General features: G+C 37.3%; 12 protein-coding genes and 1 pseudogene. 10 read left to right on the top strand and 3 right to left on the bottom strand.

All coding sequences use genetic code 11. From position 1 onward, the window contains the following. The first annotated feature begins 32 nt into the window (after positions 1-32). On the top strand, positions 33-410 hold the full coding sequence (locus tag BI291_RS12960; protein ID WP_074499197.1) for a thioredoxin family protein: 378 nt from the start codon (positions 33-35) through the stop codon (positions 408-410). A 5-nt stretch (positions 411-415) separates the two neighbouring features. After that, positions 416-1,108, top strand: coding sequence for a cytochrome c biogenesis CcdA family protein (locus BI291_RS12955; RefSeq protein WP_074499196.1), 693 nt, complete (start codon positions 416-418; stop codon positions 1,106-1,108). Positions 1,109-1,152: 44 nt separating this feature from the next. Here the strand turns inward: BI291_RS12955 and BI291_RS12950 are convergent, their stop codons facing one another. Further along, a complete protein-coding gene (locus BI291_RS12950) occupies positions 1,153-2,286 on the bottom strand; it encodes a nuclear transport factor 2 family protein (protein ID WP_074499195.1) in 1,134 nt (377 codons plus the stop codon). A gap of 91 nt (positions 2,287-2,377) precedes the next feature. After that, on the bottom strand, positions 2,378-3,409 hold the full coding sequence (locus BI291_RS12945; RefSeq protein ID WP_074499194.1) for a helix-turn-helix domain-containing protein: 1,032 nt from the start codon (positions 3,407-3,409) through the stop codon (positions 2,378-2,380). A gap of 449 nt (positions 3,410-3,858) precedes the next feature. Between BI291_RS12945 and BI291_RS12940 the strand changes: the two genes are divergently transcribed. The 3 genes from BI291_RS12940 to BI291_RS12930 all read left to right on the top strand — a co-directional run bounded on the left by BI291_RS12940 (position 3,859) and on the right by BI291_RS12930 (position 8,323). Then, positions 3,859-6,279 carry a TonB-dependent receptor gene (locus BI291_RS12940; protein ID WP_074499193.1) on the top strand — a complete coding sequence of 807 codons (2,421 nt, stop codon included), beginning with the start codon at positions 3,859-3,861 and terminating at the stop codon, positions 6,277-6,279. 34 nt (positions 6,280-6,313) lie between these two features. Then, on the top strand, positions 6,314-7,696 hold the full coding sequence (locus tag BI291_RS12935) for a 5-methyltetrahydrofolate--homocysteine methyltransferase (RefSeq protein ID WP_074499192.1): 1,383 nt from the start codon (positions 6,314-6,316) through the stop codon (positions 7,694-7,696). A gap of 144 nt (positions 7,697-7,840) precedes the next feature. Beyond that, complete coding sequence (locus tag BI291_RS12930; RefSeq protein WP_074499191.1) at positions 7,841-8,323, top strand: Fur family transcriptional regulator; 483 nt, start codon at positions 7,841-7,843, stop codon at positions 8,321-8,323. Between the two features lie 28 nt (positions 8,324-8,351). Here BI291_RS12930 and BI291_RS12925 read toward each other — a convergent pair whose 3' ends face one another. Continuing rightward, positions 8,352-9,350: a mechanosensitive ion channel family protein gene (locus BI291_RS12925; protein WP_083602052.1), complete on the bottom strand. Its 999-nt coding sequence runs from the start codon at positions 9,348-9,350 to the stop codon at positions 8,352-8,354. Between the two features lie 542 nt (positions 9,351-9,892). Here BI291_RS12925 and BI291_RS12920 point away from each other — a divergent pair. The 5 genes and pseudogenes from BI291_RS12920 (at position 9,893) to BI291_RS12900 (ending at position 13,491) form a co-directional block, all read left to right on the top strand. After that, positions 9,893-10,042 carry an entericidin A/B family lipoprotein gene (locus tag BI291_RS12920; protein ID WP_074499190.1) on the top strand — a complete coding sequence of 50 codons (150 nt, stop codon included), beginning with the start codon at positions 9,893-9,895 and terminating at the stop codon, positions 10,040-10,042. 226 nt (positions 10,043-10,268) lie between these two features. Further along, positions 10,269-11,219 carry a YihY/virulence factor BrkB family protein gene (locus BI291_RS12915; protein ID WP_074499189.1) on the top strand — a complete coding sequence of 317 codons (951 nt, stop codon included), beginning with the start codon at positions 10,269-10,271 and terminating at the stop codon, positions 11,217-11,219. Positions 11,220-11,294: 75 nt separating this feature from the next. After that, a pseudogene (locus tag BI291_RS12910) lies at positions 11,295-12,008 on the top strand (dual specificity protein phosphatase family protein); the annotation flags it as partial. Between the two features lie 109 nt (positions 12,009-12,117). Next, positions 12,118-12,729 carry a DUF502 domain-containing protein gene (locus BI291_RS12905; RefSeq protein WP_074499187.1) on the top strand — a complete coding sequence of 204 codons (612 nt, stop codon included), beginning with the start codon at positions 12,118-12,120 and terminating at the stop codon, positions 12,727-12,729. A 219-nt stretch (positions 12,730-12,948) separates the two neighbouring features. Further along, complete coding sequence (locus BI291_RS12900) at positions 12,949-13,491, top strand: BON domain-containing protein (protein ID WP_074499186.1); 543 nt, start codon at positions 12,949-12,951, stop codon at positions 13,489-13,491. Positions 13,492-13,731 lie beyond the last annotated feature (240 nt).

Raw genomic sequence — 13,731 nt, 5'->3', positions numbered from 1 at the left:
CTACATTTCAAATTTAATTTTTATAGAGTGACATGAAAACATTACTTACTACGTTTATATTCGTCTTTTTTAGTCTATCAGCCAATGCTGAAAAACTACCGTTTACAGAAACGCTTTACCAAGAATACCAAAATAACAACGAAACTTTTCTCGTCGATGTGTTTGCAACTTGGTGCCCAACCTGTAAAAAGCAATCACAGATTATTAACCAATACTTTAAAGAAAACCCAAATAGCAACATTAAAGTACTTGTAGTTGATTACGATGATCAAAAAGACTGGGTGACCCACTTTAGGGCACCAAGGCAATCTACGTTATTAATTTACAAAGGGAAGGAACAACTTTGGTTTTCAGTTGCTGAAACCAACAAGGACAAAATATTCTCAGCATTAAAACAAGCTGAGGAATAACCAATATGGAGTTTACCGCAATACCGCTTGCTTTTCTGGCGGGCATTCTGAGCCTAGTTTCACCTTGTGTTCTACCCATGATACCTGCGGTAGCTGCATCAGCAATGCAGTCCTCTAAGTGGGGACTTGTGACTTTAGCATTGGGGATTAGCTTAGCTTTTGCGCTAGCAGGCACCATTTTAACGTTTGTCCTGTTAAATTTGGGAATATCAACAGAGTGGCTACGCTATTTTTCCGTAGGTATGTTGCTTTTAATGGGGGCAACGTTATTAATACCGCAATTAGCAGATGGATTAGCGCTAATACTCTCTAGGCTTACCAACAGAGCTGCCAGCGTTCAAATTCAAGGCAGTTCACCGTCAATGCAATTTGTTATCGGCGCATCATTAGGACTCGTTTGGTTACCCTGTGTAGGCCCAACGTTAGGCACCGCTATCGCACTTGCTTCAACGGGACAAAGCATGCCAATGGCTTTTATTGTTATGCTTTCATTTGGTATCGGTACCGCTGTTCCACTGGTTGCGTTAGGTCACTTTTCAGGTAAAAAATTAACCGCATTAAAAACATCAGGAAAATTTGGCAAGTATTTTCTTGGTGTTACATTAATATTTCTAGCACTCATTATCCTGACAGGGATAGACAGAATATTAGAAACATGGGCTTTAGATATTCTGCCTGATTGGGTAACCTCTATTTAATCCTGATAGCAGGGCTTATGATAAAATGAGCCCTGCCTTTCTATTTATTGCATTGCCAATATTTCAACCATTTTTTGTGCAACAAGCGTTGATGATAAATGGTTTTGTCCCGTGACAATTCGACCGTCAACTTCCACATGCGCTACATTCCTACCACTGTGAAAAAACGAACCGCCTCTCTCTTCTATGGTTTTTTGAATCAAAAAGGGGAACTCTTTAAAGTACGCTTTACTTTGATTTTCAAACGATTCTGGATAACCACTTATTCTTCGCCCTTTTACTAAATACTCTCCATTTTCAGTCATCAAATTAACAATTCCCGCTGTACCATGACAGACTGATGAGACGATACCGTTATGCTTTTCATAAACGTCCATCGCAATCTTCTGTATTGCTTTATTCTCAGCTACTTGATACATGGCATTGCTTCCTCCTACATAATGAACAGCTCGATAATCCGCAGCATATACCTCGTTTGGAGATTTAGTGTGGCCAATGGCATACATAAAGTCACTGTCGTACAAGTACTTCTTATGTATTGGATCTGATGTATTAATATAAGATAAGGGAATGGCACCTCCTTCTGGGCTTAGGAAGTCAACGGTATAACCTGCTTGTTTAAACGTTTCAAATGCTTTGACGACTTCAGAAAAACTTACTCCGGCAGGTAAACGAGAGTCACCATGAAAATGTGCGTTAGAGACGATAAATAGTATTCTTTTTCCATGACTAATTGTTTTCTCACTGACCGCCATTTTGCTGATTATTTTCCAGTCAGAATCAAGCTTTTTTAATAAGAACAAGTCAATATAACGCTTAGATGTTTTAGGGGTTATTATCTCTACTTTTGCTGTTGCGGCTCCGCTCGCTAAATCAATTGATAATATTTCACCAATCCGCCCATTAAATTTTCCTTTTTTGTTAAACCATGAAATATATTCACTCGCGGGAACAGGCCATACATCCTGATTTTGTTTTTCTAATAATAGTGTTGCATCACGATAAAACGCCTGCTCAATTTTCTCTTTGTTATTAAAAGCAGTACCTTCAATATAATGTTTTAACGTTCGCTCTATTTGCTTTATTTCGTTTAAATCCTCTTGTATATCGTTAGCGCCTACAATGTTACTCAATAACATAAGTATTATACTCAAACTAAATAACCTAAATGAATTCATATGATCCTCCTCTTGATGGTCACATCAACATTAAGAGAAGAGATGAATTCATACACTCATAAAATATAAAATCGAACTTCGGAATTATAATTTAAGAGTTATTAAGAATAGAATGACGGTATTTCGCAGGCGTTAACTGTTCAAATTGCTTAAACGCACTGTAAAAGGTAGATTGTGCATTGTAACCTGATAATTCAGCAATGACTTCCATGGTCATATTCGGCTCTGTAATAAGTAGCTGTTTTGCCTCTTCAATTCGCCATTCATTCACATAACTTGAAAACGACTTGCCCATATTATCGTTCAAAAGTTGTGAGAGTTGTGGTACGGATACATGCATTCTTCTCGCTAACTGACCAAGCGTTAAGTTAGCGTTTTTATATAGTTTTTCTGTTTCCATTAGTACGTTTAATTGCGTTAAAAGCTCACTTGCGGCCACCTCTTCAATTTTTTTATTTGCATAGCGCATCTCTTTTTTATGATGAGTTTTTAACATCACTGTTGACACACTCATGTATAAAATAAAAGAGAATGTTAATGCACCAACAATATAAGAGGTATACGACGCCGTAAAATAGGCCAACCAAATAATGCTCACCCCAAAAAACACATTAACGCTTACTAAATCGCTTCTTGCTAACGCTCTCTTATTGGTAATTAAAAGTGATAATGTAGGATAAAGTAACATGCATGATGAAACTAGGTATGCAAACCAACTCCAGTTAATAAGCTTGTAGAAAACACCCCATAACTCTACATTACTTTGATAAGGATATAGCGTACCAACTGCAATAATTATTACGCAAAGTAAACTGATATGAATTTTCCAATGCAAGGTAAGTCGTTCTAATTGCTTTGTTACACAGGCGATGTAAAAGTACAAGAAGGGGCCTATCAAAAAGCAAGCCGATAATCCTATTTGTAAGAACTGTTTACCAATGGTTGGATCAAAATAAAACCAAATAGACTTCGAAATTCGTAAACTAATAACCAATAATAATGCAGCTAAAAATCTCTTTTCTGTGGTAAAAGGTTTAGAAAACCATAGATACAATGCCAAAAATAAACCATTAAACGCACCAAGAGCGCTAAAAAAGAATAATAATTGACTTGAGAGTGCCATTGCCAAAAACCTGCTAAATGCGATGCATTAAAATGAAACTAATATTCATTTATCAATAAATGCTCATTATAGTCAATTGATAAAGGCATAATAGTGTTATCTTTCACATTACTTAGCAAGATTTAGTTCACCCTCATTTTAGATTAATTAATATCTTTGTAGGAAAGCCGTTCAGTTATCAAACCTTACTGTTTGTTGCTTTTACATCGCAAGACCTTATTAACCAATTAAAAAATAATAAATTTATCAATATTATACAGTTATAACAGTTCAAAATTTTCCCATACCTTAAAGTCAATTTTCTTGATACAGAACCACCTAGCAATAATGTAAATTACTCATTTTTACAGAGGTCTCCTGTTTACATTAGATATGTTATATCATAACATTTAACAATAATAATGTTATATCATAACACTTATAGTTAATATCACTCTATTGGAGATCTAATGTTCAAAATATCAAAGGTAGCAGTTCTTGTGGGCAGCTTATTGCCTGCTAGTTTGTTCGCACAAACAATTGAAGGAACGGTTATTAATAGCAAAGGTGACATAATTGTTGGCGCAAAGGTTGAAGTTGAAGGTACAGCGATTACCACGACAACCGACAATAACGGCCGCTTTGTCATCAACAATTTAGCCACAGGTACAAAAGAGTTACATGTAACGGCCAACGGCTTCGCGCACTTAATTAAAGGCGTTGCAATCTCTGAAGATATCAACCAACTCACGTTAACGCTCAATCGTTCACCGATTGAAGTGATTGATGTTGTCAGCTCACCTGTGCATATGTCAGTGATGGAGTCAGCGTCGCCGGTTACCGTATTAGCGGGTGAAACGTTACGTCGCCAACAAGCTTCAACACTCGGAGACAGCTTAGAAAAAACTGTCGGTGTTCATACAAATTTTCATGCCAATGTTGCCAGCACGCCGATTATTCGTGGTTTAAGCGGCCCTAGGGTTATGATCAGCCAAAATGGCCTAGATGTTAGTGATGTATCACGCGTTGGGCCTGATCACGCAGTAGCAACTGAAGCATCAACCGCAACACAAATAGAAGTGTTACGTGGACCAGCAACTTTATTCTACGGTAGTGGCGCAGTGGGTGGCGTGGTGAATGTTGTTGATGGACGGGTACCTACTGACAGCACAACACGTGGCGAATGGTCGCTTGAAACAAATTCAGCGGACCATAAAAAGCTCGCTTCTTTTAATGCCACAACAGGCACAGAATCTTTTGCATTTTATGTTGATGGTTATTGGCGAGAATCTGATGATTATGAAGTACCTGTTGCCCCAGAATTAGAGGATGATCACAATGATTCATTTGTCGTTGAAAACAGTGCGGAAGAATCCAATGGTATAACCATTGGCGCTAGCTACCTTTTTGATAACGGTTACTTAGGCTTTTCTGTTGAAGAATTTAATCGTGAGTACGGCATTCCTGGCCATACCCATGGCGGAGATGGCGATGACGACCATGATCACGGGCATGATCACGATAATGAAGCTGCAGAAGATGAAAGTGTGTATGCCGATTTAGAACAAACGCGCGTTCAATTACAAGGTGAATTCAATGTTACAGGCAACTGGCTGCGCCAAGTCAAGCTTCGTGCTGGCTTTACAGATTATCAACATTCTGAAATCGAACATGGTGAAATAGGCACTGTCTTTGAAAACGAAACCCAAGAAATCAAACTAGATTTTTTACATCAGCCACTTTCACATTGGAAAGGGGGTATAAGCTTACATTACAAAAATAGTGATGTTGCGGCACAAGGTGCTGAAGCATTTACTCCGCCTTCTGAGAATGAGACATTCGCCTTAGCACTCATGGAGGAACGCCACATAAATGATGATGTGTTATTACAATTAGGCGCTCGTATTGAACGAGTAACCTTAGATGCAAGTGATGTGTTATTACCAGAATTAGCAGCACATGCTCATGACGATGAACATAATGATCATGGTCATAATAATGATGAGGATTACATACGAGTATTTTCTGTCGACCACGAATTTACTCCGGTAACCGTATCAACAGGCTTAGTGTGGAATTTTACACCTGGGTATAATGTTGGTGTTTCACTTTCTCGATCAGAGCGTGCCCCTTCTGCTACCGAATTGCTGTCATTCGGCCCGCATATTGGTACAGGTAGTTATGAAATTGGTGCGTTATTTGCGCGCCATCAACACGATGACGAAAGTCACATCGGTTTAACAGATGAAGTGATCGATTTAGAAACGGCAAACAATATTGATCTCACCTTTCGCAAAACTCAAGGTGATGTTGCCTTTGTGCTAAACGCCTTTTATAACAAAATTAATAACTATTATTATCAAATAAATACAGGGTTGTTTGCTGAAAGCGGACACGAAGACCATGGTCATGACCACGGCGATGATGAACATTCAGATGAACTGCCTGTATATATGTTTCAAACCGACGACGTAACGCTCAAAGGGTTTGAAGCACAAATAGCTTGGCAAGCGACAGATGAAATTAAAGCCACGGTTTTTTCTGATTATGTCAGAGTAAAATTACAAGATGGGGGTGACCTACCTCGTACGCCACCATTAAGAATTGGTACAAATTTAAGCTATACCAACGAAAAACTTAGTGCGCATTTAGATATTACTCGTTACCAAAAACAAGACAAAATATCTTCGTATGAAACAGAAACTGACGGTTACACACTTGTTGATGCAAGTATTTCTTATGACTTACCCATACTGAATCACGATATTTCTCTTTATGTAAAAGGCAGCAATCTAACGGATACAGAAGCTAGGGTACATAGCTCATTTCTTAAAGATATTGCACCACGCCCAGGGCGAAGTTTTTCCGTAGGTGTTCGAGGCTACTTCTAATTTTTATCAAATAATAATTTTCAAGGAATTACACATGACAAATTCATTTAAACTTAACTTACTTGCCTTAACAATCAGTAGCTTAGTGCTTTCTGGTTGTGGCGATGCCGAAACCAATATTGTCGAAAAAGAACCTATTGCAGTTGAAGATGACCATGATGATGATCATGATCATGGCGACGGATATACCATAGAATCTATGGGGCGATTGGCGGTACTGTCAGCTGAAAGCGCAGAAGCGGCAATTTTTGATCTCGATGACAATACTTTGCTTGAATCATTTGCACTGACATTTGATTCGAATTCCCTTACCACTTCGGCAGGCTATCGTTATGCTGTCATCGTCAACCGTAATGACGACAGTATCGGCTTTATCGATAGTGGTTTATGGCGCGAAGATCATGGTGCACATCTACACGATTATGAGCAAGCCCCTGAAATGAGTGATTATACCTTAATGGGTAGTCGTCCAACTCATGTTGTTAATCATGACGGTCAAATGGCAGTTTTCTACGACGGTGATGCTAATATAGGAACAAGTGCCGCTGTACAAGTATTAACAGATATTGATATTAATAACGAAACCTCTGAACTACCAGGGATTGAATACAGCATAAACATGCATGGTGTTGCTGAACCACGAGGTGAGCATTTGTTGTCCACTATACGTCGTGACGACACCGACAGTACGTCAAACGCAAAAGTACTTCCGGATCAAGTAGGGGTTTATCATTTTCACGATGGCGAATATGAACTTGAACAGACGTTAGATATTACTTGCCCTGACTTACACGGTGCAGCACAAAATCATGAATTTGTTGCATTTGGTTGTGGCGATGGGGTATTAGTTGCACACGAGCATAACGACGAATACGAAGCTGAAAAAATAGCTAATATCAATGAACTCAATGGTCTACGTATTGGCACTATTTATGGTCATGAAGCAAGTGAAACCTTTGTCGGTATCGCCTCAGCACACGGTGGCGGTCAAGCGATACTAGTGACACTTAATCCTGAAGACAATGAAATGGAAACCATTGATTGGCAACCAATGCCTGACGCATCACCAGTTGCCTATGCTTTTGCATTCGAAGGCGAGCATTTCTTAATCTTAGACAATCAAGGATATCTAACAGTATTAACGCAACACTCACATGATGGTCATATGGAGTGGGAATTTGAAGGACGTATTGATATTTCAGAACAAGATGTATCAACCATGCCAGACGGAATGTCATTTAGCATGACCGTTGCCCAAAACGCTCATTACGCTTACATTTCTGATCCTATTGCCCAACATATTCTTCAGGTTCATATTGAAGACATGGAAATTGAAGGTGATATCGAGTTAAATTTTGCACCTGCCAAAATTTCTTGGTTAGGGATTGCTGAAGAAGGTGAAGAACACGACCACTAATCGTGTCTTAAGTCAGGTGTCACGATTCACAGTGACACCTGACTTGTTAACAGCAGTATAGTGCTATGGCAGGTACTGACATAAAAATGCTGTTGTTTGACATAACAATAACCTAGAAAAACCAGCAGATTCTACTCATTCATTATGACCCAATGCACCTTTGCTCATAAAGTAAAAACCTCAGAAGAGCAACTGAGGATAGCTGAAGCTCACTGTGAACGTCACGGCAGTAAACTCACACCGATAAGGCAACAAGTGCTATCCCTTTTACTTAATACAGAAAGAGCACAATCAGCCTATGAATTGATTGAACTATTTGAAAATACATACAGTGAAAAAATGGCGCCGATGTCTGTTTATCGAACATTAGATTACCTAGTAAAAGTCCACTTAGTCCATAAAATAAACGTCGCTAATAAATTTGTGGCTTGTGCTTTCATAGACAATGAAAAAGATCATGATGTAACACAACTTTTATTTTGTCAGCAGTGTCAACAAGTGCAAGAATTACCAATTAATCATGCTATAGAAGAATGTCTTACCGACGAAGTAACAAGATTCGGCTATCAATTATGCACCCATCAAATTGAGCTAACTTGCATATGCGCTAAATGCATGTCCACCTGATTAATGAATAAAATAAATGATAATCACGTTATAGAATATTGTCGCCTTCTTCTGGATCTCTTGAGTTTACCGCTTGCTCTCTAATATCGTCATGGTCACTGCTGGTATCATCATCATGATAATTATGATGCGATATATTATCGGTAGTTGTGTTAGGGGCATCTTGTTTAATTTGAGGTGTAGTGTCACCTTTTTCTGATGTTAAAATAATTCTTTCTCGTGCATCATCTGGCATCGAAATACCTTCTTGCATAAAGACTTCAACAACGCTTTTCATTAATACTGACGCAACTTTCTGTTTGCTGTTAACCTCGCTATTTATCCAAAAATACAGTCGTAAATTACACGTTGATGACCCCAATGAATCTACAAGCACTTGAGGTATTGGATCATTCAAAACAGCTTGCTGTTTTTGCATAACCTCTGCGACTAGAGATTGTGCATAATCAACATTAGCGTCATATCCTATACCAATATCAATAGTGCAACGAATATTTGGATTTGCAGTGAGATTACGTATCGCGTTCTTATAGATAGTCGCATTAGGTAGTTGAATATGATCACCGTTTAGGTCAACCAAAGTAGTCGCTCGTGAGGTCATTTTATTTACCATCCCTAAATATCCATCAACTTCTATAATGTCTCCGAGTTTAAAAGGCCGTTGAACACTTAAAAGCAAACTTGATAGAAAGTTTTCAGCAATATCTTTAAAGGCAAAACCAATAATAAGCCCAAGTACACCTGTACCACTTAGAATCGCAATAGCAAACTGAGTCAGGCCTACTAAATGTAAAAATATATACAACCCAACCAGAACAATTAAAATACTGATTGTTCTTCGGATCACCAATTGCATTAATTGACTAATGCTTGGTTTAATAAAAGGCTTGGCGACAAAACCAGCAATCGGCTTTGATAACCAAAAAAATATCAGAAATATTAAAATCCCCACAAAAATAGCAGGTAATTTTTCAATCACGATATAAACAAACTGGGCTAAGTTATCAAATATAAATTGAGTTTGCATATTACCGACCTTTTACTTATTTTAAGGAGATCATTTTAAACACTTCGTTAATCTCTTAGTAAAAGCAAAAATAGCACCACAAGTTTAGAAATGTACAAAAAGCACTTGGGTGTGAATCCAAAATTGTGTGCTATATGACCTTGCAACGTTCAGCGAGCTCTTAAGGTTGTGTTAGCTATCATAAATTTATTGCATGGTCAGAAGATTTTTCCTGAATACCTTAACAATTACAAAATCCCGCCCTGTAAATGATACGAACGTAGAATACTTATCGCAAAGTGAAAACCTGACACATTCGTCTATAATATTTACACAACAAGCACTGATATTTTTTACAGAAATTAATTTTATTATTAAAAATCAACAAACTAAATAATGGCATGACACTTGATAGCCTAAAGAAATGTATTTTGTCCGGCTTCAAGGCAATGTTAAACGCAGAATATAAAATACCGATATTTTATAAAGGTTTACCACTGCATAGATTAATAAATATCCGTTGGACATAACAAAGAGAACTATACATAACTAAGGATCTTAAAATGAAACCAAGTAAATTATTAATCAAATTACAATCAGTATTAATGCTCACTATCTTTGCTATTTCGGTAAGTGCATGTGCAACGATTGAAGGGGCAGGAAAGGATATAGAATCTGCTGGTGAAGCCGTTCAAGATGCGGCAGATAATTAAGTGGCAATCAGATACATTGTTAGGGTTCGTAATGTTTAGACACTATGAATCCTTTCCCCTAAAGCAAAAACTATTTCATTTCTGATTTACGTGGCTGTTCTCCCGATAACCTCAGTAATGGCAATACACAACGAGTAATTGCTTATAAAGCATGAAACCCTAAATTTAACAACTAATGCTTGCTCGAAATTCAAACGTATCCGTTTAAATAAAACAAGGCATCCGTATGACATCAGAACACTCGGTTACACACCCACAAAGCTTTTCAATTAAAAGTTGGTGTCATATAACTAAGCGGGTTTTCCACAAAGTGCAACGCGACAACATGCCCCTTATTGCTGCAGGAGTTGCTTTTTATTTTTTGCTAGCAGTATTTCCCCTACTTGCAGCACTCGTATCAATGTATGGCCTTTTTGTTGACCAAGTTACACTCTCCCAACATATCAATATGCTGGTAGGTGTTATTCCTGAGCAAAGCAGAGCCATTTTAGAGGGACACATTGAAAACTTAGTGACAACGGATGATCGCACATTGAATCTGAGTTTTATGGTTAGTTTTATATTAGCTCTTTGGAGTGGAGGTAAAGGCTCTGTAGCCCTAATTACAGCTTGCAATATCACTTATCAAGAGAGTAAAAGCCGTTCATTCATTAAAATGATTATAGCTCGTGTTTTACTAACGCTAGCAACCATATTACTTATGCTACTCATGCTGTTACTTTTAGTAGGCATTCCATTAATATTTAGTTATATAAATGAATCAAGTCAAAAAATATTAAACCTAATAACATGGCCATTATTGTTATTAACCTTTTATTTATCTCTTGCTAACCTCTACAAATATGCGCCACATCGAACATCTGCTAAGTGGCGCTGGGTGACTCCAGGTGCACTGATGGCTACTTTGCTTTGGTTAACAGGTTCATTCCTTTTTAATCTGTACATCACAGAATACGCAGGTTACAACGAAACATATGGCTCAATGGGAGGAGTGATAATTCTATTAATGTGGTTTTACGTTACTACCTACACCATTTTACTTGGTGCAGAAATAAATGCCGCAGCAGAACTACAGACGCTAAAAGACACAACAATAGGCGATGAAAAACCACAAGGTGAAAGAGGAGCATACGTGGCAGATAATGGCCCAAAAACCAATACCAGTTCGCATGAATAAAAATAGTGCGGTAAAAACATCTCAAATAAAGCGTATAAATGCGTACTTAGGTTTTTAATGAAGTTAAGAGGATATATGGGAATTGTTTATTATTACATCGCTGGCGCTTGCCTGACATTTTTTGCAGGGCATTATGTGGCTAATACCCTTTATAGTATTTTGTTGTATTGGACTAGCCTCTCATTAGCTGCAGTTTCCACAGCGTATGTACTTAAGCGCCCAAGTATTTTTAGGAAAAAAGAAGACGGTTCAATTCCTTTTTATATTCGCTGGTTATTCATACCTTTTTTACTTGGAGCACAATTATACAATGTGTGGGCTCGCAAGAATGACTCTGTACCTGCAATACAGAAAATAGACAATAATGTATTTCTTGCTTGTCGGTTATTTCATTCTGACATGATCGAACTTAAAGATAATGGCATACGGGCTATTTTAGACGTAACAGCAGAGTTTGACGGGTTAGATTGGTCAGCCAACGATGAAAACCTTGATTATTTAAACTTGCCAGTATTAGACCATCAAAGCCCAACCAATGAACAATTAATACAAGCAATTAATTGGATTAATAAACATATTGAGCAACATAGTGTTGTTGTTCATTGCGCATTAGGCCGTGGTCGTTCTGTTTTTATTGTCGCTGCTTATTTATTAAGTAAAAACAAAGACTCCTCAATTACACAAGCACTTGAAGCAATTCAAGGTGTTAGAAAAACCGCAGGGTTAAACCGTCATCAACTTAAAGCACTAAAAAAAGCCCATGAATCTGGAGTACTAAACATCAATAATTCGTAGCCATAAATGCTAACCGATTGCTGAATCAAGAAAATGTCAATTTATGCAAATGTTAAATCGCTAATAAACACATGAAAATCATATGCAGTAAATAAGGAAACTAATGTCTAAAAAAATTACCGTATTAATTATGCAGGGGCTTTTAGCGTTACTCCCTATATCGTTAACCTTTTACTTTCTCGTTTGGCTTGTGACGACTATTGAATCAAGTTTAACCCCTTTTATTCCAGAAGAATTTTATTATCCAGGTTTAGGGCTTTTCTTGGGATTGGTCATTCTGTTTTTCGTTGGCTTAGCCGTAAACGCTTATATTGTAAAATCATTAATTCGATTAGGCGGGGAGTTATTAGAAAAGATCCCCGTAGTAAAAACTATTTATGGTGCTATTCAAGATGCTGTGAATTTAATAAATATTAACAAACAACAAAAAATGCAAAGTGTGGTCTCAGTAAAAATTAATGACAGCATACATTTAATTGGCTTTGTTACTAGTCACGAAAGCGCGAAAGAACTATTTAACAACGATAATAAATTAGGTGTATATATCCCACTGAGTTATCAAATAGGAGGTTACACTTTATATATAGATAAAAGCCAATTAACGCCTCTGGATATAAGTGTTGAAACTGCCATGAGAATAGCGCTTACGGGTGGTAGCGTTTCAACAGCGCCTAAAAAAGACAGCCAACATTTAGAGCCTAACCAAAAAAAATAATCATAAATAACCGCATCATTCTAATCGATCTATTCCTCGCTAACATGTTGTGGTGTGCAACGAAAAATTTCCACGTGTAACTATTACTGAACGATAAGTAATAGTTACTCATTATCCCTACTTTCATCCACAACAATAAATAAATAATATATTATTTTCAATAAGTTAGTTGTGGCATCAAAATCGCATCCTAAGTGTAGACTTAACAGGAGAAAAGTTATGAAAAAATCAACTATTTCAATTATTGTTGCAGCCGTTATTAGTACCACTTCTTTAAATGTGAGTGCAGAAAACACTTGGAAAGATGGCGCGAAAGACGCATGGATTGATGGCAAAGCCGAATCAACATTGCTTTTTAATGGGAATTTGAATTCTTTCGATATAAATACGGACGTAAAAAACGGAACTGTTATTTTAACGGGTAAGGTTAATAACTCTGTCGATAAAGCGTTAGCAGAAGAACTTGTGGCTTCGCTTGAAGGGGTTGAGAAAGTAGACAACAAATTAACCGTTATTGATAGTAAGTCAGATGAAGACACTGAAATGATGCAAAGTCTGAAAGACTCTAAAATAGAAACCGTGGTCAAAACCAGATTATTGTTTGAATCACAAGTAAGCGGATTAGATATTGAAGTAGAAGTTAAAAACGGAGAAGTAACACTTTCAGGAAAAATAGAGTCAGACTCAGAACGAGATCTTGCTGTTGCAATTGCTAAGAATACTGACGATGTAACAAATGTCGTTGATAAACTTAAATCTTAAGACTTAGTAGCCAGTAATTCATTACTTTTTACGTTCCTCCGCGCCAAATTAGGCGCGGTTTTTATCAGTTATTGAAGATAGGATAATAATCTACATGAAAGGTTTCAATTTTAAACTTTCAAGACTTTTACGCGCTAAAAGATTAGTCAATAAAAATAAACCTGTTGTTCGTCAATTTAACTGGTTTACTCGTAGTAACGAGCCTAACAATTTAAATGAAAATCAACGATAGTCTAACGT

The organism is Thalassotalea sp. PP2-459 (assembly GCF_001913705.1).
Taxonomy (GTDB): domain Bacteria; phylum Pseudomonadota; class Gammaproteobacteria; order Enterobacterales; family Alteromonadaceae; genus Thalassotalea_C; species Thalassotalea_C hakodatensis.
Note: the sequence above shows the minus strand (reverse complement) of the source record. Positions and strands in the feature narration are given on the sequence as shown.